This is a genomic window from Plesiocystis pacifica SIR-1, assembly GCF_000170895.1.
GTDB classification, from domain to species: Bacteria; Myxococcota_A; Polyangia; order Nannocystales; family Nannocystaceae; genus Plesiocystis; species Plesiocystis pacifica.
The window spans coordinates 1-23,155 of sequence record NZ_ABCS01000132.1; the positions used below are offsets into that span (position 1 = coordinate 1).

At 69.7% G+C, this 23,155-nt stretch carries 19 protein-coding genes and 1 pseudogene; 8 read left to right on the forward strand and 12 right to left on the reverse strand.

Features of this window, described 5'->3' with window-relative positions; genetic code table 11:
* Positions 1 to 824: flagellar basal body-associated FliL family protein (locus tag PPSIR1_RS37130; RefSeq protein WP_006976427.1), on the reverse strand; the 824-nt coding region annotated here is incomplete at its 3' end.
* Positions 825 to 1,457: 633 nt separating this feature from the next.
* On the opposite strand from PPSIR1_RS37130, the gene PPSIR1_RS37135 reads away from it, so the two are divergent.
* Positions 1,458 to 1,781: an LB_289 family protein gene (locus tag PPSIR1_RS37135; protein ID WP_006976428.1), complete on the forward strand. Its 324-nt coding sequence runs from the start codon at positions 1,458 to 1,460 to the stop codon at positions 1,779 to 1,781.
* Between the two features lie 72 nt (positions 1,782 to 1,853).
* Here PPSIR1_RS37135 and PPSIR1_RS37140 read toward each other — a convergent pair whose 3' ends face one another.
* On the reverse strand, positions 1,854 to 4,124 hold the full coding sequence (locus tag PPSIR1_RS37140; RefSeq protein ID WP_006976429.1) for a S46 family peptidase: 2,271 nt from the start codon (positions 4,122 to 4,124) through the stop codon (positions 1,854 to 1,856).
* Between the two features lie 96 nt (positions 4,125 to 4,220).
* On the opposite strand from PPSIR1_RS37140, the gene PPSIR1_RS44910 reads away from it, so the two are divergent.
* Together PPSIR1_RS44910 and PPSIR1_RS37150 are read left to right on the forward strand one after the other, a co-directional pair.
* Positions 4,221 to 5,288, forward strand: a complete 1,068-nt coding sequence (locus PPSIR1_RS44910; RefSeq protein ID WP_157596384.1) for a diacylglycerol/lipid kinase family protein — start codon at positions 4,221 to 4,223, stop codon at positions 5,286 to 5,288.
* An 11-nt stretch (positions 5,289 to 5,299) separates the two neighbouring features.
* On the forward strand, positions 5,300 to 6,292 hold the full coding sequence (locus PPSIR1_RS37150) for a DUF3829 domain-containing protein (RefSeq protein ID WP_006976431.1): 993 nt from the start codon (positions 5,300 to 5,302) through the stop codon (positions 6,290 to 6,292).
* Between the two features lie 7 nt (positions 6,293 to 6,299).
* On the opposite strand, the gene PPSIR1_RS44915 is transcribed toward PPSIR1_RS37150, so the two are convergent.
* The 7 genes from PPSIR1_RS44915 to PPSIR1_RS37185 all read right to left on the reverse strand — a co-directional run bounded on the left by PPSIR1_RS44915 (position 6,300) and on the right by PPSIR1_RS37185 (position 12,101).
* Positions 6,300 to 6,812 carry a DUF6940 family protein gene (locus PPSIR1_RS44915; protein WP_157596385.1) on the reverse strand — a complete coding sequence of 171 codons (513 nt, stop codon included), beginning with the start codon at positions 6,810 to 6,812 and terminating at the stop codon, positions 6,300 to 6,302.
* Positions 6,813 to 6,982: 170 nt separating this feature from the next.
* Entirely contained in the window at positions 6,983 to 7,546 is a 564-nt protein-coding gene (locus PPSIR1_RS44920; protein ID WP_006976433.1) for a hypothetical protein, read from the reverse strand.
* 18 nt (positions 7,547 to 7,564) lie between these two features.
* Positions 7,565 to 7,921: a hypothetical protein gene (locus PPSIR1_RS37165; RefSeq protein ID WP_157596386.1), complete on the reverse strand. Its 357-nt coding sequence runs from the start codon at positions 7,919 to 7,921 to the stop codon at positions 7,565 to 7,567.
* A 13-nt stretch (positions 7,922 to 7,934) separates the two neighbouring features.
* The gene (locus PPSIR1_RS37170) at positions 7,935 to 8,564 is read right to left on the reverse strand and encodes a peptidoglycan-binding domain-containing protein (protein WP_006976435.1); all 630 of its coding nucleotides are present in this window, start codon (positions 8,562 to 8,564) and stop codon (positions 7,935 to 7,937) included.
* A gap of 11 nt (positions 8,565 to 8,575) precedes the next feature.
* The gene (locus PPSIR1_RS37175; protein WP_006976436.1) at positions 8,576 to 9,952 is read right to left on the reverse strand and encodes a lipase family alpha/beta hydrolase; all 1,377 of its coding nucleotides are present in this window, start codon (positions 9,950 to 9,952) and stop codon (positions 8,576 to 8,578) included.
* The gene (locus PPSIR1_RS37180; RefSeq protein ID WP_006976437.1) at positions 9,949 to 10,845 is read right to left on the reverse strand and encodes a hypothetical protein; all 897 of its coding nucleotides are present in this window, start codon (positions 10,843 to 10,845) and stop codon (positions 9,949 to 9,951) included. The genes PPSIR1_RS37175 and PPSIR1_RS37180 overlap by 4 nt, the downstream gene beginning before the upstream one ends.
* Positions 10,846 to 10,952: 107 nt before the next feature.
* Positions 10,953 to 12,101 (reverse strand): esterase/lipase family protein, encoded by a 1,149-nt coding sequence (locus tag PPSIR1_RS37185; RefSeq protein WP_006976438.1) that lies wholly within the window; start codon positions 12,099 to 12,101, stop codon positions 10,953 to 10,955.
* A 130-nt stretch (positions 12,102 to 12,231) separates the two neighbouring features.
* Between PPSIR1_RS37185 and PPSIR1_RS37190 the strand changes: the two genes are divergently transcribed.
* Positions 12,232 to 12,642, forward strand: coding sequence for a tellurite resistance TerB family protein (locus PPSIR1_RS37190; protein WP_006976439.1), 411 nt, complete (start codon positions 12,232 to 12,234; stop codon positions 12,640 to 12,642).
* Here PPSIR1_RS37190 and PPSIR1_RS37195 read toward each other — a convergent pair.
* A complete protein-coding gene (locus PPSIR1_RS37195; RefSeq protein WP_157596387.1) occupies positions 12,632 to 13,432 on the reverse strand; it encodes a hypothetical protein in 801 nt (266 codons plus the stop codon). The genes PPSIR1_RS37190 and PPSIR1_RS37195 overlap by 11 nt on opposite strands.
* 63 nt (positions 13,433 to 13,495) lie before the next feature.
* Here PPSIR1_RS37195 and PPSIR1_RS37200 point away from each other — a divergent pair, with 63 nt between their 5' ends.
* Together PPSIR1_RS37200 and PPSIR1_RS37205 are read left to right on the forward strand one after the other, a co-directional pair.
* Positions 13,496 to 14,749, forward strand: coding sequence for an MFS transporter (locus PPSIR1_RS37200; RefSeq protein ID WP_006976441.1), 1,254 nt, complete (start codon positions 13,496 to 13,498; stop codon positions 14,747 to 14,749).
* Between the two features lie 11 nt (positions 14,750 to 14,760).
* On the forward strand, positions 14,761 to 16,224 hold the full coding sequence (locus tag PPSIR1_RS37205) for a hypothetical protein (RefSeq protein WP_006976442.1): 1,464 nt from the start codon (positions 14,761 to 14,763) through the stop codon (positions 16,222 to 16,224).
* 6 nt (positions 16,225 to 16,230) lie between these two features.
* Here the strand turns inward: PPSIR1_RS37205 and PPSIR1_RS37210 are convergent, their stop codons facing one another.
* Positions 16,231 to 16,806: a hypothetical protein gene (locus PPSIR1_RS37210; protein ID WP_006976443.1), complete on the reverse strand. Its 576-nt coding sequence runs from the start codon at positions 16,804 to 16,806 to the stop codon at positions 16,231 to 16,233.
* A gap of 1,556 nt (positions 16,807 to 18,362) precedes the next feature.
* On the opposite strand from PPSIR1_RS37210, the pseudogene PPSIR1_RS37215 reads away from it, so the two are divergent.
* Positions 18,363 to 19,607 (forward strand): annotated as a pseudogene (locus tag PPSIR1_RS37215) (ISL3 family transposase); the annotation flags it as partial.
* A 312-nt stretch (positions 19,608 to 19,919) separates the two neighbouring features.
* Here the strand turns inward: PPSIR1_RS37215 and PPSIR1_RS37220 are convergent.
* Positions 19,920 to 21,404 carry a helix-turn-helix domain-containing protein gene (locus PPSIR1_RS37220; RefSeq protein ID WP_006976445.1) on the reverse strand — a complete coding sequence of 495 codons (1,485 nt, stop codon included), beginning with the start codon at positions 21,402 to 21,404 and terminating at the stop codon, positions 19,920 to 19,922.
* Positions 21,405 to 21,531: 127 nt separating this feature from the next.
* Between PPSIR1_RS37220 and aceB the strand changes: the two genes are divergently transcribed.
* Positions 21,532 to 23,133: a malate synthase A gene (aceB, locus tag PPSIR1_RS37225; protein WP_006976446.1), complete on the forward strand. Its 1,602-nt coding sequence runs from the start codon at positions 21,532 to 21,534 to the stop codon at positions 23,131 to 23,133.
* Positions 23,134 to 23,155 lie beyond the last annotated feature (22 nt).

Genomic DNA, 23,155 nt, shown 5'->3' on the forward strand with positions numbered 1-23,155 from the left:
GTGTCGGCGAGCGCGAGAGGATCGACGACGTCGTCGCCACCGGCGCCCGCATCTGCGGCGCCCCCGTCTCCAGCCGTGTCCTTGCCCGGATCCCACTTGCCGCTGCCTCCGGCCTTGCCGCCCGTGCCGGAGCCGGCCGCGAGCAGCCCCTCTTTTTGGCCCATGGGGTCGTCCTCGTCGAAGCCCGAGGTCTCGCCCGCGGTGCCGCCGGTCTCGCCCTCGCCGGTCTCGCCCGCAGTCTCGGCGGCCTCCTCGACGGGCTCGCCCGCGTCGGCGCCCGCGAGCTCCGACGCGGCGCTGTCTTGGGGCGGCTCGACCTCGGCCTCTTCTTCTTGCTCGGGCTCCGCACCGACCTGGGCCACGGGCTGCTCCGGCTGGGCCTCGGCCACCGGGGCCTCCGTCTTGCCGCCCGAGAACATGACCGCGCCGCCGCCAACGAGAGCGAGGGCGAGCACGCCCGCGATCAGCAACAGCGGGCCGCGGCCCTCGGACTCGGCCGGCGGCGCGGCGACGGGCTTGGCCTCGGCGACGCTCGTCGAGGGCTCGGGGTCGAGGGGACCCGCGGCGACCAACCCACCGCCCAGTCCCCCGGAAAAGCTGCCAAACAGCGCGGCATCCTCATCGTCGTCGTCGCTGTCCCCAAGGTCAGCCGGCCCAGCCGAAAACACGATCACGCCCGAGTCTCCGGCCGTCGGCTCGTCGCTCGCCTTCGGCTTGTCCTTGATTGCCGCGGCCACGGACAAGATGTCCTGAAGACCAGACGACTCCTTCTCGCCGTCACTCTCGGGAAAGAGATTCGTATCCGTGTTGTTGTCCTGGGCCATGGCAGTTACTCGTGCGATTTCGCTCTGACCGGCCGCGTGTTGGGCCTCGTCGGATAGGGCACCGCTCGCGGGCGAGAAGATGAAGAAAAAAACTCGCGGTCGCTCGCGCTGATGATGAGACCCCAAAAAGCTACACCAGCGCAATTCAAACTGAAACGACCCCCCTCCAGACCCCGTGCTCTTCGCGCGCTGACGGCGATTCGTGTGTCCAATCACAATAGTATGGCTTTTGACTCCATGAGCTCAACGCCAATGCGCGCGGCCCCCGGTGATCCCGCCAGTCGATCACCAAGCGTGTGCATTGAGCGCCTGAGTTGAGTCACACCCATCGAGGCTCGGGTGCGCGCCAACGTTGCACCATCGCAGCGCGACCGCGACGCAAGCGAACCAACGCGCCGTGCGGAGCGCTCTGGCACCGCTCCGAGCACCGCCAACTCCGCACCGCCCTCGGAACGCCCACCTTGGCAGCGAGGCGTCCCGCTCCTGCTCCCCTGGACAGCGCGCCCAGTTCCCCCTAAACACAGCCCGCGTTCGGCAGGTCCGTCGCCAGCTCGATGGAGGCCTGGCGAGAGTGACCTGTCTAGCTAGACGGCGACGCACCTGAGCGCGCCGAATCGACCAAGGAGGACTGCCATGAAACGCACCGACCAAGAACGAATCGCCCGGGAGATCGGGCGCACCGAGAAGAAGGAGCGTCTGCAGGCCAAGCGCCTGGAAGGCAAAGAGGCACTGTCCGTGGGTGGCTACGCCAAGCAGCTCGAGACCGTGTTCATGTGGGACGACGAGACCGTCTACAACATCTCCGATGACTCGGTGATGGAGGTTCTGATGGACATGAAGGAGTTCCTCACGGACAAGGACTGCGAGGCCGCCGTCAAGCGGGCCATCAAGCGGACCAAGGTCAAAGACAAGTCCACGCCCCTCGACGAGGCGTTGGGCATCTTGTCCGAGATGTGAAGCTGGCCCCCCGCCAGACAAAAAGAGAGCGCGCCGGCCGGCGCGCTCTCTTTTTTAGTGGTGGCGCGCAGCTCACAGCGAGGGCGTGACGCCCATCTCGGTGAGCAGGTGATCGGCGCCATCCACGGCGTCCATCACCCACAGCACCGAGCGAATGTCGACGTGGATCGAGCGGGTGATCTCCGGCATGAACACCCAGTCCGAGGCCATCGACTCGTAGTTGCCGTCGAACACCAGGCCGATGAGCTCGCCGCGGGCGTTGAGCGTGGGCGAGCCCGAGTTCCCGCCGGTGATGTCGAGATCGGCGAGGAAGTCGATCGGCACCTCGCCGAGCTCCGGGTCGACGTAGGGGCCCCAGTTCTTGGCCTCGATGGTCTTGCGCACGCCCTCGGGCAGGTCGAAGGGCTCCGCGCCGGTGTGCTTGGCGAGCATCTCGCTGGCCACGGTGAAGGGCACGTAGGGCTCGTCCTTGCCCTCGGGCTGGTAGCCGCGCACGGTCCCGTAGGTCACGCGCAGGGTCGAGTTGGCGTCGGGGGCGAGGGTCTTGCCCTGGCTCGCCGCGAACTCGCGCATGGCCGCGATGTAGCGCGGGCGCAGCACGGCCATCTTGCCGGACTGCTCGGCGCCGCGCTTCTCCATGTCGTCGAGCATCGGCATGATCGCCAGGGCGATCTGGATGGCCGGGTCCTTGCTCTTGGCCAGCTTCTTGGGCGTGGCCTTCTCGTAGAGCTCGAGCACGGCCTTGGGGTTGTCGAGCTTGCTCTTTTTGTAGAGCTTGTTGATGGCCGCGGTGATGACCTTGTCGTCGAAGACCTCGCCGCCGAGGTAGACCTTCAGGGCCTCGGGCTGGTCCTTCGCCGGCAGCTTGGCGGCGCGCTCGAGGTGCAGGCGGAGCACGGCGCGGTCGATCTCGTCGGCGTAGCTGCGCTGGGACTCCTCGAGGCGGGTTTTGTAGCTGGCCAGGGCCGCCTTGGTCGTGGCCTCGCCGCTCTTCTCCCGAGCCTCGGCGGCCTGGATGATGCCGATCGCCCGGCGGATCAGCGTCGACGAGCCGACCAGCTCGGAGAAGGCCGCGTCCTGGTCACGGGTGGCCCGCTCGACGTCGTTGAGGGCCTCGATCTCGGCGAGCACGGTGCCGTAGGCCGCGGCCCGCTGCTCGTCAGCCTCGATCCACGCCTGCAGCTCGGCCTGCTGCTTGGCCGCGGTCTCGGCCAGGCCGCCCTTGCCCAGGCCCTCGAGCATGCCCTTGGCGTTGGTCAGCCCGTTGTTGAGGCCGCGGACGCGCGGGTTGGCCTTGATGGCCAGGCCCTCGTCCCCGTTGATGGCCGCGTCGAGGGCCGCGAGGTACTGCTCGTAGCGCGCGATCTTCCGCGGGTAGGCCCAGTCCGTGGCGTCGCGGACCTCCCCGGCGGTCTTGAGCCGCGAGGTCCGGCCCGGGTAGCCCGCGACCATCACGAAGTCGCCCTCGTCGAGGTCCTCGGTCGCGACCTTCAGCACGTGCTTGGGCTCGTAGGGCACGTTGTCCTCGGCGTGGTCCGCCGGCTTGCCGTCGGGGCCGACGTAGGCGCGGTAGAAGGAGTAGTCGCCGGTGTGCCGAGGCCAGCGCCAGTTGTCGATCTCACCGCCGTAGACCCCCACGCCCGCGTCCGGGGCGTGGACCAGGCGGATGTCGCGGATCTCGATCTGCTCGATGAGGAAGAACTGCGCGCCCTCGAAGTAGGAGGCGACCCGGCAGCTCACGTCCTCCTTGGCCTCCCTGCAATCCTTGGCCAGCTTGTTGCGCCGCGAGTTCATCTCGTCGAAGCGCGCCTGCGGGTCGTCGATGGCCTCGAGCCCGTTGAGCACCTGGTCGGTGACGTCGGTGAAGGAGTTGGTCACCCACACCCGCTGGCGCGGACCGGCCCAGCGCTCCTCGGCCTTGGTCTTGGCCAGGAAGCCGTCCTCGAGCAGGTTCTCCCCGGGCTTGGAGTTGCGCGCGAGGGCACCCGTCACGCAGTGGTGGTTGGTGATGATCAGGCCCTCGTTGGACACGAAGCTGGCCGAGCAGCCGCCCAGGCTGACGATGGCGCCGAGGGGGAACTCCGTCGGCTGGGTCAGCGCCGCGGGGTCGTACTCGAGGCCCAGGGCCTGGAGCTGCTGCTTGTGGTCGGGCGCGCCGAGCTGCCCGGGCATCCACATGCCGCCGGGGTTCTCGAAGGGGCCCTCCGGCTCGGGGTCGGGCTCGGCCACCGGATCGGGGTCGGGGTTGACCGGCGCCGTGTCGGGCTGGGTGCAGGCCCAGCTCGGCAACAAGCAAGCGGCGAGGGGAAGCGTGAGCAGCGACAGGCGCGTACGATCGACCATTTCGGGCCTCGATAGCAGATCCCCGCGCGACCTGTCCATGCGCGCTGACATGCGCACCACCTGTCCTGCTCCCCCACCGAGCCCCCGGCTGCTAAGGTGCGTCCGCGTGAACGGGAGTTCTTCATGAGCGGACCCACGACACTCGTGGTCGCCAACCCCACGGCCCGCACCGGCAAGGCCGCCAAGACCATCGACGAGGCCATCGCCGCCTTCGAGACCCGTGGGCTACACCCCGAGTTTTTCCCGACCTTGCCCGAGGGCAAGACCGTCGAGGCCCTCGCAGACCGCCTCGAGCGGGAAGACTGCGCCAGGGTCGTCTACCTCGGCGGGGACGGCACCTTCGCCGAGTCGGCCAAGGGCATCATCCTCGCCCGCGAGCGCGCCGGCGTCGACGTGCCGCTGGGCATGCTGCCCATGGGCACGGCCAACGACCAGGGCCGCTCCTTCGGCATCCAGGCCGGGGCCAACGCCCTCGCCAACAACATCGCGATCATTGCCAAAGGGTGCGAACAGTGGCTCGACGTCGGCCGCATCGAGGCCTTCGACGAGCACGGCGAGCTGCTCGCCTCGGACCTGTGGTTCGACAACTGCGGCTTCGGCCTGTCCGCGCGCATCCTCGCCCAGCGCAACCGCGACCGCCAGCGCGTCGCCAAGGTCCCCCTCGTCGAGCGCTTTTACCGCGACAAGTGGGTCTACGCCGGGGCGGCCTTCGCCGAGCTGTTCAAGTCGATGGTCGCCGGCTCGCAGTTCTCGAGCGAGGTCATCGTCGACGGCGAGGTCGTCGAGTGGGTCGGGCTCACGGACCTCATCGTCAACGGCACCATCCTCTACGGCGGCGAGTGGATCTTCATCGAGGACTCGCGCCCCGACGACGGCCTGTTCGAGGTCGTCCCCTTCCGCAGCTACGCCGACTGGGTCTCGGCGGCCCTGCGCTTTCACAAGCGCAACCCCGTGACCGTGGACGACCGCGAGGTCGTCGGCATCCCCAACCGCGAGTTCCGGCGGGCCCGGAGCGTCCAGATCCGCCTGTTCCGACCCCAGCAGGGCCAGCCGATCAGCGCCCAGATCGACGGCGAGGAGTTCATCACGGCCCACCACTACCGGGTCGAGAACCTCTTCCACCACCTGCGCATCATCGTGCCCGAGGACGCCCACTGGGTGTGATGGGAGGCGCGATGAACCGGGCTCGCCACCTCCACGGCCTCCGCCCCCTCCCCTGGCTGGCGTGCCTGGCCTTGCTCCCCGCGGCGGCCGGCGGCTGCCAGGTCGTCGACAACTGGGTCGAGGAGGCCGACGCGGGGCGCGAGGAGGACGAGGCCCCCGAGCGCGACGCCAAGGTGTTCGCCGAGCAGGTCGACGCCAAGCTCCGGGCCTACACCACCTGCCGCGACGACGTCGCCTCGGTCATGGGCCAGACCTGGAAGCGCTACAACGATCAGGTCAACGACGCGGGCGCCCCCAAGCGGCGGCGCGAGGGCGTGTACATCCGCGGCATCGGCAGCAACACCTTCCGCGGCTGCCGGCGCATCCTCGCCAGCGCCCCGCGCACGCCCCCGGACATGCCCGGCATCCAGGCCAACGCCGTCGACATGGTCGACGCCGCCACGGCCTTCGCCGAGCACACCCGCACCCTCGAGCGCTACGTCGACACCAAGGGCTACGAGGACGACGACTGGGCCCAGCTCGCCGAGCTCGACGTGGAGCTGCGCCGCCTCGTGGCCGCGTGGAGCTCCGCCGACGAGGCCGTCCAGCAGGGCATCGACCTGCGCCACCTCGAGAACGACCAGCTGCTGCTCGGCGTGCTCGAGCAGACCCGCTCGCCCCTCGAGGTCGCCAGCCGCAAGCTGATGATCCACGCCCGCCCGCTCAACCGCTGCCTGGCCCACATCCCCACGCCGCAGCCCCGGGACTGCGACGGCATCCGCAAGGAGTTCGACGACGCCTACCAGGAGTTCCGGGCCGTCCACGACGCGGACCTCGACGCCGCCGACAAGGTGTTTTGGATGAGCACCTTCGAGAACGACGTCGACGAGTACCGGAACCTCGTGGTCGACTTTCAGCGCAAGCTCGACCGGCGGGGGCCGAGCGCGAGCGACCGCCTGGAATTGGTCGAGGGCTACTTCTCGCTGGCGCGAGACTCGGAGACCCTCGACTTCGACTTCCCCTAGCCGCCTGCTAGCCAGATGGAGCGCGGCGCAGCTCGCTGCGGTAGTACTTGGGCCGCGGGTCGAGGCGCAGGTGCAACCAGGGCACCGCCATCCCGTGGGTGCTCACCCACAGCGCGCCGCGGTCCGGGTCGGCCCACCACGCGAGGATCTCGAGGGCGAGGTACCGCAGCAGCGCGTGCTGGAGCCGTCCCCCCGCGTGGTCCAGGAAGGCGCCCAGGTGGCCGTAGTCTCGCCCCTCGTCCGGAGGCGCGACGAGGCGGCTGTCCCCGCGCAGGTTGTCGAAGGCCACCACCCCGGCGCCCAGGTGCGCCACGAATGCCGAGCTGTCCGCGGGTGCCCGGGCCAGACCCGGGGCTGGGATGATCCGCTCTTCGAAGCGCTCCGCCCCGGTCTGCGACGCGCTCGTCTCCCACAAAAACGCCGGCGCCTCCCGGCCGCCGAGCCTGGCCAGGCAAGCCTCTCGTTGCGCCGCGTCCTTCGCCCAGCCCTCGACCACCTCGCGCCACGCTGCTCCGCTCATCGGCGCCAGTCTAGCTCCCGACCAGCTCAGGCCCAGCGCCCAAGGGATCCACAGCCCGCCCCCCAGGACGGAGACGACCATGAGCAGCGCTCGCCGCCGCTTCGCCTCGAGTCTCCACGCGAGGTGGTCGCTCAGCTGCCCCTCCCCTCCCAGTCAGACAGCGAGCCCGCTCAAGCCGGCGCCCACACGGCGGCGTCGCGCTCGTGGAAGCAGACCATGCAGCTGCCCGACTCGGCGATGCCCGTGATCCGGTCGCGCCCGTGCTTGTCCAGCGAGCGGGTCTGCACCCGCCCGTCGGGCAGCTTGATGCGGTAGGGCTCGAAGGGCACGGGGTTGTCCTCGGCGTCGACGAGCTCGATGACGACCTCGTGGCGCTGCGGGGGCTCGATGGGCGGCGCGTCCTCGAACTCTTCTTCGATCTCGCGGCGCTTGCCCGCGCTGCGCCTGGCCTCGACGACCCACAGCTCGAGGCGGCCGGTCTCGAGCATGTCGATGACGCGGATGGCGACGTCGTCTTGGCGGGCGCGGTGCCGCGAGCTGCCCAGGCCAAAGCCCAGGCCCCCGCCGCCGAAGGCGACGCGGCGCAGGACCGAGAGCTCGTCGCGGCTGTGCAGGGTCCGCACGAAGGCCGCGGCCTCGCGCGAGCCGAGGCGCCGGCCCTTGGCCTGCTTGCGCCGGCCGGCGGTCTTGCGAAAGCGGTACTCGCGGGAGCCTTTTCGAATTCGATCGCTCATGGTCAGGCTCGAGGGGGGTCAGCAGGGCTCGTCGAAGGCCTCGCGCTGGAGGACCCGCGGGCCGATGACGGCGCCCATGGACAGGCAACAAGAGGTCGTGCAGATGACGATGAGCATGGCCAGCTGGGGCACGGCGGGGAGCAGCAGCATGGCCGCGATGACCCCGATGAGCCCGCCGACGAACAGGCCCAGGCTGCCGCCGATGACCAGGCCGAAGATGCTGACCACGGTCCGAGCCATGCGCCGGTCTCGGTCGCGGCCCACGAGCGCCCGACGCCAACCCATGGCGAGGTCCTCGGTCCCGTAGGGGACGAGCTCCCCCGCCCCGAGGGGCGAGCGCTCGGCGGCCGCGTCGGCCTGGGTGTCCGCGGGCATCGACTCCATTCTATCAGCTGCCGTAGGCGTCGCGCAGGGCGCTCATGGTCGCGTCGTCCGCCTCGCCGGTGACCTCGAGGCCCTGCTTGGTCTGGAAGCGACGCAGGGCCGCCGCGGTGCGGTCGCCGTGGTCGGCGTCGAGGGCCCCAAAGTAATAGCCGAGGGCGCGCAGGCGATGTTGCACGCCGCTGGGTGTGTCGTGGGGATCGAGGTGGCCGAGCTTGAGCTTGATCTGCTCCTTGCCGTCGTTGAGCGACAAGATGGCGACCTTGGTGTCGGGCGGGACGACCTCGTCGATCTTCCCGTCGCCGTCGGTGGTCCCGGCGATGGGGTCGTGGCCCTCGATGAGCAGCTCGAAGGCCTCGTCGGCCCGCGGCTCGCCCTGGCGCGTCAGGGTCACGCGCACGCGCACCGGGCCGACGCTCAACTTGAAGCGCCCCACGCTCCCCGTGCTCACCGACTCCTCCTTCTCCTCGATGGCCGGGACCTCGAGCACGTCCCCGGGCAGCAGCGCGCTCGGGCGCTCGCGCAGCTCCTTGAGCCCCTCGTTGTCCGGGTGGTCCCAGATGGTGTTCGGGTCGTGGCCGGAGGCGTGGGCGATGGAGGTGAGGCAGTCGCCAGCTTTGATCGTGACCTTGGGCATGGTGTCGGGCCTCAGCTGCCGATGATGTGGCGGATGATGTCGAACAGCGCGCGCTCGCAGTTGGGGTCGTGGCAGATGGCGTCGTGGGCCGCCCCGGAGATGCGAAACTGCTTTTTGGTGGTGTAGTCGCTGCCCACGCGCACGGCGTGGCGCTGGGTGGGGAAGAGCAGCTCGGCGCTGGGATCGGGCACGGTGCCGTCGCTCTCGGCCCGGCGCTGCATGACCACGCCGCGGTCCTCGGGGTTGGGGTCCGAGATCACGTCCCAGCTCCCGTCGCCGCGCTGCCCGTAGTGGATCATCTGCGGCGGCATCATGTGGTGGGTGTGGAACACCTCCATGCGCGTGTTGTTTGGCGGGAGGTGAAAGTGCATGGCCATGTCGACGGTCAGCCCCGTCGAGTAGATGGCCCAGGTCCGCGGGTGCTTCCAGGTCCCGACCCAGTTGTGGTAGGCCTCCGCGTCGTTGAGCCGCCGGCCGAACTCGCGGCGCACGGCCCCGGTGATGGCGTAGGACTCGCTCGCCGGCGCGACCAGGCCCGGGGGCGAGGCCGTGTTGCGGTACAGCGCCCACGAGTTGCCCGTCCACTGCCGCGTGGTGTTGGGGTGCTCGAAGGTCTCGTAGGTGTACCACCAGGTGTTGCCCGTGTCCCGGTACTGGGGCGTGGGCAGCAGCTGCATGGGCCCGGGCACGGCGCTCATGATCGTCTGGAACTTCTGGCGCGTGTTGCCGAGGATCGTCGACAGGCCCCAGCCGCCGTCCTCGTTGGAGCGCGCCCCCGTGAACATGCGCCGGACCAGGACCAGGCCGCCGCCGACCGGCTGGGCGACGTGGATGACGCCCTTGCACTTGTCGGCCACGTCGCTGTGGCCCTTGAGCGTGGCCCGGGTGACCAGCCCGCCCATGGAGTGGCTGATGAGCACGAACTCCGACGCGCCCTCCTCCTCGAGGATCTCGCGGATCCGCCCGGCGACGACGTTGCCCGAGGTCCGGTTGCTCTGGCGCCAGTCGTAGCCGATGACGTAGACGGGCGTGGTGTAGCGGCCGAAGCTCTGGCCCTCGAGGTCGCGGATGAAGGTGCCGTAAAAGCCCCACGCGACCCCGGCCAGGCCGCGGCGGCACTCGTCCTCGTCGAGGTCGTTGCCCTCGGTCATCACGTTGACCGGGTTGGTCAGCGCGAACTCCCGGCGGGTGGTCTCGGCCGAGACCCACAGCCAGTGGCTCATGCGCCAGTTGCTGTCCGGATCCCAGTACTGGTCCTGCACGGTGAAGTGCAGCCGCGAGCCCATCACGCCGGGCACGAAGATGATCGGGATGTTGCCCGTGTCGATGGTGTTGTCGTCGACGCGACAGACCATCTCGTCGGTCGGCGTCCCCTGCGGGTCGGTCATCGTCGGCCTCCGGCGCTGATGCTGGCGAGCAGCTCGTCGACGACGCGGCGCAGCTGCTCCTGCGCGTCCAGGGGCCCGTCGGCGGCGACCTCGACGTGGCGCATGCGGACCGGGTTGCCGACCTCGTAGGCCTGGCGCGCCCGGCAGCTCCACCAGTGGTCGTCGTAGTCGTCCTTGGTGACCAGGCGGAGCATCGCGCCGTGGATGATCGGCACGTCCTCGCGCTCGACCTGCGCGCGCCCGCGGGCGAGCAGCTCGGCCACGTGCGCCTCGAGGTCGGGCTCCCGCGGCCCGCCTGCTTGTTCGAAGCGCTCGAGGGGGTGGACCGTGACGCCCACGCGCAGCTCGGCGTCGACGTCCTCCCAGGTGAACGAACGCGGGCCCGAGAACTGCGCGGGCAGGTCGAAGGCCCAGATCGCGGCCTGGCGTCGGGTCGAGCCCGCGGGGGTCGGCCCCGGCGCCGGGCGATCGGCCCGCGCCCAGCTGGCCAGCACCGGATCGACGATGCCCCGCACCGCGCCCGCGTCGACGTCGAGCAGCCACCCGATCTTGACGTAGTCGCCCTCGTGCACGCCGTTGCCGATGTTGGCCGCGACCGTGAAGCCCTGCTTGGGCTGGCCCCCGTCCATGATGTGGAAGTGGCGGTAGGGCACGGCCTGGCCCATGAGCTCGAGCTCGCCCTGGTCGTCGACGCCGAAGTCCCCCTGGAAGTGGGTCTTCATCTGTCCGCACATGTCGTCGAGGAGCTCGGCGGCCGGCGTCGCGCCCCCGCCCGGGAGCTCGAATTCCACGGTCAGCTCCGTCCGCGGCCCGTCGGCGCGGAAGCAATAGCTGGTCCCGTCTTCGAGGCCCGCCGGGCTGTCAAAGGCGATCTCGTCCACGCGAAAGCGCATGCCTGCATGCTACACGGCGGCGCCGCGGCGCTGCGCGTCTTTTTGTCGCCGCCCCGGTGACGTCCCTGGATGGCATCCCCGCGACGGTCAGCCCACCACGAGGTGGGTCACAGGGCCAGGATGCGGTGGGCGACGGCCTCCCACAGCGCCACGAACTCCGCCCGACCAAAGCGCGACGTGGACGCGATCCAGTCGTGGTGGGGAGGCTCGTGCTCCGGCGCGTGGAAGTGCCCGATCACGTCGAGGTGATCCGCCGTCGCCGCGTGGATGAGTTCGCCGTGGATCTGCGAGCGCGTGGGCACCATGCCGTCGCTATCCTCGGACCTGGCGACCTCGCCCCAGGCCGCGCGCATGGCCACGGACTGGGCCAGGTCTGGGACGACCTCGAGGTCCCGGGGCATGGGCGCCGAGCGCTCGCGCAGCCACCGAAACAGCACGTGGGTCGCCTGCTCGTAAAAGGACAGGCCCAGGGACACGTGCGAGCGCAGCTTGGGCTTGGGCGCCCGGGCGACGACGCAGCCGTAGAAGGTCTCGGGGCGGTCGACGACGGCCGCGTTGAACAGGTCGACGGCCGCGGGCGCGAGCTGGGGGATGAGGTGGGCGTCGCGGCGCAGCTCCTTCATGAAGTCGGCCACGCGCAGCGAGTCGTCCTCGCCGCAGGCCCGGCCGAGCTCGGCCACGGCCTCGCGCTCGAGGGTGTCGAGGACCACGTGGACCGGGGTGTCGGGGAGCAGGCGCTCGCCGACCAGGGCCCGGGCGAAGCGGAAGGCCAGCCGCGCGGGCAGCCGCCCCTCTCGCAGGGCGATGACCGTGAGCACGGAGAAGGTCCGCAGCAGGGGCTCGCCGATGATCCCGACGAAGTGGTCCGAGAGCGGCGAGCCGCAGTGCGGGGTGCAGATCGTGACCACGCTGCGGATCCGCGAGGCGATGGGCTCGACCTCGACCGCGCCCAGGTCGACGCCGGGGCAGGCCAGCAAGCGCGCGTCGAGGCCACCGGAGCTGTGCCCGATGATGTGCAGCGGCTCACCCGGGGGAATCTCGTCTTCGATCACCGCGAGCAGATCGCCCGCGCGCTGGCGCAGCGAGGCCACCGGGCCCGTGCGCACCCGATGGATCTGCACGCGCTCGCCGTGGCGCTCGAAGGCCGCCTCGATGATCTCCTTGACGTGCGCGAAGTAGATCAGCGGGCCGAAGTTCACGAACCCGAAAAAGCCCGGCACGAGCACGACGTGCTGGGTGATCTGCGACTCCGACACAGGCCTGGAGAGTAGCCCGAACGGCGCCGACGCAGGGCAGCGCAATCGACGCGAACGCAGCGGGCTCTGGGCGGGACAAAGCCGCGCCGTCGGCTCGATGCGTCCGCCCAGCGGCGGTATACCTCTCGCCATGCCCGCGCCCGTCTGGACCGAGTCCGACCCCGCCGCCATCGCCTTTTTGTTCGTGTGCTGCGCCAAGCTCAGCGACGGCGACCTGAGCGACGAGGAGCTCGTGCGCATCGTCGAGCGCGTGGCCGCGTGGATGCCCGGCGCGTCCGAGGACGAGCTGCGCGGGGCCCTGGGTCGCGCGACGGCGCTGTACGGCGACGCCCCCGATGCCCTGTCCCGGCGCGAGCTCGCCGAGGCCACCGCCCACCGCCTCGGCGAGCTGCTGGTCCAGGCCGACCGCGAGCGGCTGATCACCGAGCTCATCGGTCTGGCGCAGGTCGACGGCGTCACCCCGGGCGAGACCAGCTTCATCCTCGCCGTCGCCGAGGTCTTCGGCGTCGCCGTGTCCGCCGGCGACGCGCCTACTCGTTGAGCGCCTCGCAGGCGTCGACGTAGCTGGGCTGCGCCGCCGGGCACACGACCGCGCCGGCCCCCGCGAGGCAAAAGCCCCGCTGGTTGGCCACGCCCAGCTGGGCCACGCAGGCTTCCAAACGCGCCGGATCCCCGGCGGCGAAGGCCTCGCAGGCGACCAGGCCCGGGTCTTGGTGGGTGTCGTGGGCCTGCGCGTCCCAGCTCGTCAGCGCGGGGACGTCGGCCCCCGTGGCCGGGCGCCAGCCCTCGCCGTCCTCGACACAGTCCGCGGCCGTGAGCTCGAAGGCCTGGCAGCACAGCGCCCCCGCGCCGCAGGTCGCCTCGGTCTGCGCGGCGCTGGCCGTCGGGTTGCAGGGCACCGGGCAGCCGTTCTCCGGCAGCCCCGCGGACGCCGGGACGAGCTCGGTCTGCACGCACGCGCCCCAGCGGCTCTGGTCGTTGGCGTCGCCGGAGAACACCCGCACGCCCTCGACCATCGTGGGGTCCGAGGAGCAGCAGCGGTACGGGCTGCCCGCGCCGGTGTCCGTGCTCGGGTCGCAGGCCTGCTCGGGGAAGCCCAGGGGGCTGAGGGGCTCCGGCCCAGTGACGGGGCCGTCGGGGTCGATGCTCGCGCAATCGACCACGCCGGGCGAGCCCTCGGGCAGATCCGTCGGGGTCGACTCCTCCTCCCCGACCTCCTCTGTCGCGTCGTCCGCCGAGCCCATCTCGTCCGCGGGCTCGGACTCCGGGCAGCCCGCGAGGGCACATGCGAGCGGCGCCAGCCACCATCGACCAAAACTCGAGCGCGTCACCTCCCCACGCTACCAGAGCTCGCCGAGTCCCCGAAGTTGAGCTAGCGTGCTCCCGGGAAGTCCTTGACCACGCCGCCGATCCCCGCCCGACCCGAGCCCCCCGTCGCCGCGCCGACCCGCGTGTGGCCCATCGTGCTGGTGCTGTGGCTGGTCATGTTCATGTCCGCGTGCCAATTCTTGATCGTCGCGCCGGTGCTCCCGCGCATCGGCGCGGCCCTGCACGTCCGCGAGGAGCTCCTCGGCACCCTGGTCACGGGCTACTCGGTCTCCGTCGCCGTGTTCGCCGTGTTCGCGGGGCCCATCTCCGACCACTACGGGCGCCGGACCATCCTCCGCGCGGGCTCGCTGTTCATGGGCGTGGCCCTGGTGCTCCACGCCTTCGCCGACAGCTTCGCCGTGCTCTTGGCCCTGCGCATGCTGACCGGCGCGAGCTCGGGCATCCTGTCCGGCGCGGCCGTGGCCTACATCGGCGACATCCTGCCCTACGAGCGCCGCGGCGCGGCCCTGGGCTGGATCCTCAGCGGCATGGCCTTCGGCCAGATCGCCGGCGTCCCCCTGGGCACGGTGCTCGCGGGCGAGGTCGGCTTCCAGTCCCCCTTCGTGGTGTTCGGCGTCGTCATGCTGCTCGCCTTTGGCGGCACCGTGGTCGCCCTCGTGCCCGGCCCCGCCCGCGAGTCCAGCGAGCTCTCGCTGCGCTCGGGCCTGGGCAACTACGCCGAGCTCCTGCGCCGCCGCGACCTGCTCGCCGTGACCCTCGCGTCCACGGTGATGATGGTCGGCGTGTCCGTGTTCATCGTCTACCAGCCGATCTGGCTCGAGACGAAGTTTGGGGCGACGCCCAACCAGATCGCCAGCTTGTTCCTCGTCGGCGGCCTCGCCAACGCCATCGCCGGGCCCATCGCCGGCCGGCTCAGCGACCGGGTCGGGCGCAAGCGCCTGGTCGTGGGCTCGAGCGTGGGCATGGCCCTGCTCATGGGCACCGTGTGCTGGCTGCCGAGCTTCTGGCAGCTCTACGTGTCCTTCTTCGTGGTCATGTGCGCCGTGGGGACGCGCATCAGCCCGCTCAACGCGTGGATGACCGCCCTCGTCGGGACCGAGCGCCGGGGCACCCTGCTGAGCCTGACCATGGCCTCGGGCCAGGCCGGCTTCGCCATCGGGGCCGCGGCCGCGGGGTGGATGTACGTGTCCACGGGCTTTTTGGCCAACTCCCTCGCCGCCGCGGTGACCTGCGTGCTGACGGCCCTGCTGCTGGGCCTGTTCGTGGCCGAGCCCGCCCCCCACGAAGTGGGCCCCGCCGCCGCCGAGCCGAGCCAGTAGACTCCACGGGCATGGTGCCCCCGCGCGACGCGCTGCGCTCCGCCGAGCTCCCCGAGCCCGAGGTCAACCTCATCTACGTCGGCGAGCGCGGCCCCGACGGAGGCGCGGCCGTCCGCGAATACCTGGTCCAGCTGTGCGCCATGACCCCCGAGCAGGTTCGCCGGGCGACCACGGGCAGCCACACCTACTTCCTGCTCCGCCCGGGGCTGACCCAGGCCGAGGCCGAGCCCCTCGTCGCGCGCCTCGAGCAGCTCGGGGCCGAGCTCGAGCTCGAGCCCTGCCCCTGGCTGGTCTACGCCTGCGACCCGCGCCTGGGGCCCCAGCAGGCGTGCGAGCGCCTCGTGGTGTGGACCGGCGGCGCCCTCGAGACCACCCTCTTCCTCGAGCGCGGGCGCCTCGGCGACTCCGACTACCCGCGCTGGCCCGAGGTCGCCTCGCGCCTCGACTTCGAGCGTCGGGCCGACGCCAACGCGGCCCTGCGCGCCCAGCTCGAGCGCTGGCGGGCCGGGGGCAAGGTCTGGTCCACCGATCCCCTCGAGCTCTTCGAGCGCCTGAGCCGGCGCGCCCCCAAGCTCGAGCGCGCGGTCCAGCGCGCCGCCACGCCCGAAGCGCTCACCGACGCCACCCTCGTACTCCAGGACTGGCTGCAGACCCAGGGCGCGCCGCGGGGGCGAGTGGGGCTCGAGGGCGAAGACGAGGACGCCGACGACCCCCGCCAGCACCTCGGGCCCCTGGCCCGCACCGCCCAAACCGGCCTGCTGCGCCTGGGCTGGACCGGCTGCGCCCTGACCAAGCTGCACATCTTCCTGTCCCCCTACATGTGGACGGCGACGCGCAACTTCACCCCCGCGCACCCCTACGTGGCCGACTTCGCCCGCGTCCCCGTGCTCGGCACGATCCGCGAGCTCACCCTCGAGCTCCACGGCCTCGGGCGCCTCGAGCCCGCGCGCTTCCCCGACGCCCCGCCCTTTTCAGGGCTCCAGCGCCTGGCCATCGTGGCCGACGAGGAGACCCACGTGGGCCCCCTCGGCGCCCCCTTCACCCGCTTGCGCGAGCTCAGCATTCGAGCGGGGAGCTTCGAGTGCGAGCCCCTGCACCTCCCCTCCCTGCACACCCTCGAGCTCGCCCTGCACCGGCTCCCCGAGACCTTTCTGGACAACTTCCACCGCAGCCAGCTCGAGTCCGTCGAGGACCTGCGCATCGAGCTGAGGCAGTACGCCTTCCCCGCCCACGAGCTCATCACCTTCTTCGTCAACCTGGAGCTCCCCATTCTCCAGCGCCTCGAGGTGCGGGCCCATCGCTACCTGCCCATCGCCGTCATCGCGGGCATCGCCCGAGCTCCCTGGGTCGCCGAGCTCGAGTCCCTGCGCCTGGTCTGCCCGCCAAGGCAGGGGTTGCAGGAGCTCGCCGAGGCGGAGCTGGGTCAGCTCGGCGAGCGCCTCGAGTTCGTCGAGCTCGCCGAGCTCGCCGAGTAGACCGCCTCAGGGCGCGAGCAGCCGAAAGCTCAGCACCCCGACGGCGATGGCCACGACCACGCTGGCGCTCAACACCTTGGCGTCGAGCTTGGCTAGCTCGTCCTCGGGCTCCCCGCTCGACAAGGTCCGCGCGAGCACGGGCCACTCGATGGTCGCCGCGAAGCCCAGGCTGGCCCAGGCCCCCGCGACCATGGCCCGGGCGGCCGCCGCCTCCGTCCCCACGACGAGCCACAGCAGCGGGATGGACAGGAGCGTGCCCAGGTTCCCGGCCACGCTCATCACGTAGAACTGGCCGAGGCTGCTGCGCTCGAAGTCCCAGTCGAAGGTCAAAAAGCCCGGCTTCGAGGCCACGCGGTAGCGGCCCCCGCTGCGCCAGGCGCCGAGCAGGTGGCACCACTCGTGGAGCGAGACCGCGATCACGAAGCCGCCGAGGCCCGCGACGCCCAGCTGCAGCCAGGGCAAGGAGCCGGTCGCCCAGATCGCAAAGACGAAGCCCGCGACCATGACCAGGTGCCCCGCGCCCAGGCGCGCCAAGCTCAGGGGCTCTCCGTCCTCACTCGTGTTCTGTGCTTCGCCTGCCATCACGCCACTCCTGCTTCATGGTGACACGAGTCGGCGCCTCCGCGAGCTTCCGCGTCCCTGCCCCACCTCCTTGGCTCAGAGAGTCCGCGATCGCAGCCGAGAGCGCCACGAAGTTTCACCCTGTGTGAGGGCGATCATCAGCGGGCGCATCTCACTGCCAGCTAGTTACACTGAACGTCTGGAGCGCTCGAACAGTACTGCCTTTTTCCATCGCATTGAACGAACTGACCAGGCTGACTCTCAAAGCAAAGTCCAAACGTGCCTTGGCACCATATTTCGCAGCCGTTCATGCAATCGAGGTACGCCGCGCAGGGCTCCTCGCCCTCGCTGCCCTCGCTGTCCCCGCTGCCACTCCCATCACTATCCGTCTCACCTTCGCACGAGTCGACCAACTCTCCGTTGCAGTGCAGGTCCCCCCAAACCGAAACTTGACCAAGCATCTTCTCATCTCGCGCAAGACACTCGCCCGCACACAAGGTGGAGATCACGGTTCCATCCAAGCAGTCAGCCGAGCAGAAACCACGGAAAGATGAATCAGACTCTTCACTGGCACCGCTTTCACTCCCGTACTCTTCCAGTCTTTCATCGGCTAGACAACCGGTGCTGGAGGCGAGAGCAAAGCCCAGGGCGAGGAAGGATAAAATGAGGTTTCGTCCCACACTCCTGAGTGTCAGACACGAGCACTCTGTTTGCAGACACCCAAGTGAGGCTACCCACGCCGACATCGAACATTCAAAGTAGCACTACGCGTGACATGTATCTGTGATATCGAATGGACATGAAAGCTAAATCGAGAATCAAGGCGGGCACACTGCCGTCACACGACCCTAGTACGCTGAAAGCCGTTGACCCAGGGCCGCATGAGACAAAGTGAGGCGATGCGACCATGAAAGTGAAGACCAATAAGAAGTCCGGCGCTGCCCCTTTCCCCATGAAAGGTGAACACGGGCAGCTCCCGGACGACGCCCCTCACGAGTGACATAAAAGCTAACGGGGCCCTCGACGGAACCCCGGCCAGGGCCTCTTCCAGTCAATGCTCAGGCAGTGGCCGCGGCTCTACAACATACACATCGCCGCGGTCCGGCTCCCACTGCGTGCGCCAAGGCGTGCTCGATCCGAGCCGAGGCTGTTCGAGCCCTCATCGAGGACTGGGTGAGGAGCAAGCTCACGAACAGCTCTACAAACAGAGCAACTGTGCCTGACACTCATGAGCATGGTACGAACCCTCTCTCCACTCCTCCTCGTTTTGGGCCTCTTTATTGGTTCCAGCACCGGCTGTCTGACCGATGAAGAGCTCGAAGAGCACACCGATGAAAGTCTTGCCAGTGAAGACGAAGATTCAGCCTTCCGTGGATTCTGCTTCGCTGAGTGCTTGGACGGGACAACGATCGCCACATCATGCTCAGGCGAGTGCAGTGCCCAGGATGAGCAGATGATTGGACAAACAATCATCGGAGGTGAAGTATACTGTAACGGAGGGGGCTTCAGGATTTTGAGTGGGTCACCCCGCCGGGAACCCTGGTACGCCCCCTCCAGCCCAGGCATGCTGAGAGCCCGTGCGCGACCGAGACCTCTACGCCAAGCTCCTTGGAATCGAAGACCCCTGGTACGTCCGCGACGTTGACCCGAGCCTCGAGGCTGGGGAGGTCGAGATCTTCATCTCCCGAGACGAGCGCGCCGAGCTCCCGTGCCCAGTCTGCGGGGCCGCGGCCGGGCGCTACGACACGCGGACTCGCACCTGGAGGCACCTCGACACCATGCAGTACAAGACCCTCCTGACCGCCGAGGTCCCGCGGGTCAAGTGCGCCGAGCATGGCGTCAAGCAGCTGAAGGTGCCCTGGGCCGAGCCCGGCTCGAGGTTCACCGCGATGTTCGAGGCGCTCGTCATCGACTGGCTCAAAGAGGCCAGCGTGTCCGCCGTGGCGAGGATGCTGCGCATGACCTGGGACGAGGTCGACGGCGTCATGGCCCGAGCCGTCGCGCGGGGCCTCGAGCGCAGGCAGTCCCAGCCGCTGCGGAACATCGGCATCGACGAGACCTCGTTTCAAAAGCGCCACGAGTACGTGACCGTGGTCTACGACTGCGACCGCAAGCACGTCGTCGACGTCCTCGACAACCGCCGCCAGTTCGACCTCGAAGAATTCTACTTTGGCACCCCCCTCGAGCACCTTCAGAGCCTGGAGTCGGTGTCGATGGACATGTGGGGGCCCTACGTCCAGGCGACGCTGATCCACGTCCCCGACGCGGAGCGGAAGATCGCCTTCGACCGCTTCCACGTAGCCAAGCACATCAACGACGGGGTCAACAAGGTGCGGGTCGATGAGCACGCCAAGCTGCGCGAGCTCGGAGACCGGACCCTGACGGGGACCCGCTACCTGTGGCTGAAGAACCCCGAGAACATGACGGCAAAGAGCCGGCTTCGCTTCGAGGCCCTGCGCGGGAGCTCGCTGCGAGTAGCGAGGGCGTGGGCGATGAAGGAGGCCGCGCGCCAGCTGTGGAGCTACGAGCGGCGGGGCTGGGCGCGGCGGGCTTGGAAGCGGCTCATCGTCTGGATGGCGCGGTCTCGACTGCCGCCGATGGTCAAGGTCGGCCAGACCCTGCGGGCGCACCTGTGGGGCATCGTGAACGCGATCGTTCTCGGGGCTACGAACGCCTCACTCGAAGCGGTGAACTCGAAGATCCAGGCGCTGAAGAAACGGGCGTGCGGGTATCGGAGCCGGGCTCGGTTTCGGAGCGCGATCTTGTTTCACTGCGGGGGGCTCGAGCTCTATCCGAGCGCTCATCTCGCCCACACGAATTCTGAAGCGCCTAACGGAGTACTGGTCGACGAGTGTGGGTGTGATACGTCGGGTGAGGAGAGTGGTGGCTCCGGCGGCCCGGGACCCTGCGTTGATTCGTGCGGTGTAGAGTGTCACAACCTCGCGTGTGATCTCTACTCATGTATACCTTGTATTTGATATTTCAGGGTCGGGCAGGCCCAACGCTGGGGGCGGCCCCTCCGGGCCTGTAGACCCCGACGACCTCGAGCTGCGGGTCCACCTGCGCGAGCACGACTGGCGTAACTCGCAACCCATGCGGGGCAAAGCAGCATTCCCTGCCCCCACGTTCGCGGCTCAAACCTCGGTCGTCGAGTACATCGACACCCCGCGCACGTCCTCGCGGATGCGCAGCGGCTGGCGCAGCGAGGGCAGCACCCGCTGCTCGCAGTCCCCCCGGTCGCACAGCCGGCAGGTCACGCCCACGGGCAGCATCGCGTCCTCGTCCTCGAGATCCATGCCGTCGGCGTAGACCAGCTCGCTCGCGTGACTCAGCGGACAGCCCAGGCCCACCGCCAGGGTCGTCTGCGGCGTGCCGTAGCCCCCGCGACCGTGGGCGACGGTCCGGGCGATGCAAAAGAAGCGCTCCCCGTCGGGCATGGTCGAGACCTGCACCCGCGGCATGCCCGGGGTCTGGAAGGCCCGGAAGACGTTCCACCGCGGGCAGGCCCCCGAGAAGCGGGCGAAGCGGATCCCCGAGGCCGAGAAGCGCTTGGAGATATTGCCCGCGATGTCGACCCGGATCATGTGGAAGGGCACGCCCTCGGCGTCCGGTCGGCGCAGGCTGGTCAGGCGGTGGCAGACCTGCTCGAAGCTGGTCCCGAAGCGGTTGGCGAGGAGTTCGACGTCGTAGCGCTGCGACCGGGCCGAGTCGAGGATGCGGCCGTAGGGCATGAGCACGGCGCCGGCGAAGTAGTTGGCGAGGACCAGGCGCGCGAGGCTGCGCGAGCTCGGCGTGGTCAGGCCGTCGTCCTCGCTGAGTTCGTCGAGCAGCCCGGTGTGGAAGATCAGCGCGATCTGGGCGGCGAGCTGGAAGTTGCGCGACGAGGGCGGGAGGGCCTCGGACAGGCTGATGCGGCGCAGGTCTCGATCATAGCGCCGGATCAGCCTCCCCTCCCCCGCCGACGTCAGCTGCACGCCGATGCCCTGGCGCTCGACCCACTCGGCCATGGCCGCGAAGCGGGCCCCTCGCTTGAGCTTGGCGTCCTCCCACAGCCGCTGCGCCGCCTCCTCGAGCGCGCCGAAATAGTTCATGTGCCGCTGGATGAAGTCGTTAACCTCCTCCGAGGGCAGCACCTCGCCGGTCGCCTGGCGCAGCCGCTCGCTCCCGTCGACCTCGCCCGTGATCTCCTGGCGGGCGTAGCTGTCTTCGGCCAGCTCGGCCAGGGAGTTGCGCGCGCGCTGGTACTGCTCGTAGAGGGTCAGCACGGCCCGGGCGACGGCAGGAGACGTGCTCGCCAGCTCGCGGACCTCCGCCGAGTTGAGCGGGTGCTCCTCGAACAAGGGGTCCGAGAAGGCCTCGAGCAAGTGCGCGCCGAGGCGATGGTCGTCGTCGCTCGCAAAGTCGTCGAGGCCCAGCCCAAACTCGCGCGCGAGGCTGAGCAAGAGCTCGGCCCGCAGCGGTCGCTGGTTGTGCTCGATGAGGTTGAGGTAGCTCGCCGAGATGCCCAGGCGACGGGCGAGCTCGGCCTGCGTCATGCCTCGCGCGCGTCGCTTGGCCCGGACCTTCGAGCCCAGGTTGTTCTTCTTCGCTGCCTTGCCCGCGCTCCGACCCACGCCCACAGTCTAGCGCCTGAATTTACAAGATTTACAGATTGACCTTTTCAACTTGAAAACCATTGACAGCTCTAACTGCATGAAAACAAAGTTCTGGTTGATCAAAAGGGGTCCATCCCTATCCTCTGTCAACATGATGTTGGCGACGCAAAGGGGGCTCGCGGTGCTCGGCCCGGAGGTTCCGGGGAGCGATCTCATCCTCACCGACGAGGCCCTGGAGTTTGTCGGCGCTTTGTGCGCTGAATTCCAACCGCGCATCGAGGCCCTGCTCGCCCGGCGCCGCGAGCTCCAGTCCGCCTACGACGCGGGCGAGCGGCCGCGCTTTTTGACGGACACCGCGGAGGTCCGCGCGGGCAGCTGGCGCGTCGCCTCGATCCCCGCGGACCTCGAGCGCCGCACCGTCGAGATCACCGGGCCCGTCGAGCCCAAGATGATCATCAACGCGCTGAACTCGGGGGCCGACGTGTTCATGGCCGACTTCGAGGACGCGAGCGCGCCGAGCTGGGCCAACATGATCGGCGGTCAGCTCGCGCTGTTCCAGGCCGTGCGCGGCGGCCTCGAGTACGTCGACCTGACCCGCGGTCGCCACTACCAGCTCGACGCCCTCGACAGCCTGGCCACGCTGATGGTCCGCCCCCGCGGCCTGCACCTGCGCGAGGCTCAGCTCGAGCTCGCCCCGGGCCGGCCCGCCGCCGCCAGCCTCGTCGACTTTGGGCTCTACTTCTTCCACAACGCCAAGGCCCTGCTCGAGCGCGGCAGCGGCCCCTACTTCTACCTGCCCAAGCTCCAGAGCCACCTCGAGGCGCGGCTGTGGAACCAGGTCTTTGGCTTCGCGCAACGCCGCCTGGGCATCGCCCACGGCACGATCCGCGCCACCGTGCTCATCGAGACCCTGCCCGCGGCCTTCGAGATGGACGAGATCCTCTACGAGCTGCGCGAGCACTCCGCGGGGCTCAACTGCGGGCGCTGGGACTACATCTTCTCGGCCATCAAGACCTTCCGCCGCGACCCCAGCTGGGTGCTGCCCGACCGCGCCGAGGTCGGCATGACCCAGCCCTTCATGCGCGCCTATACCCAGCTGCTGATCCAGACCTGCCACCGCCGGGGCGCCCACGCGATGGGCGGCATGGCGGCCCTGATCCCGCGCAAGGACGACCCGGCGGCCAACGCCGCGGCCCTGGCCAAGGTCCGCGAGGGCAAGCTGCGCGAGGCTCGAGACGGCCACGACGGCACCTGGGTCGCCCACCCCGGGCTCATCCCCATCGCCCGCGAGGCCTTCCAGTCCGTCACCGACGCGCCCAACCAGCTCGGGGTGCTGCGCGAGGACGTGCGTGTCGAGGCGGCCGATCTGTGCGCCCCGCCCGAGGGCGCCCGCACCGAGGCCGGCGTGCGCACCAACGTCCGCGTGGGCGTGCAGTACCTCGAGGCCTGGCTGCGCGGGCGCGGCTGCGTGCCCCTGAATTTTTTGATGGAGGACGCCGCGACGGCCGAGATTTCCCGCGCCCAGCTGTGGCAGTGGCGGGCCCACGGGGCGCGCCTCGACGACGGCCGCGTCGTCGACGAGGCCCTGCTGCGCACGATCGTCGCCGAAGAGCTCGACGCGCTGCGAGCCGCGACCCCGGCCGCGGGCGCCTCGCCCAGCCGCCTCGACCTCGCCGAGCGCCTGTTCACGCAGATGGTGCTCGCCGACGAGCTCGCCGACTTCCTGACCCTCGAGGCCTACCCGCACCTTTGACTCGATGGAGGGCCTTCCCGGG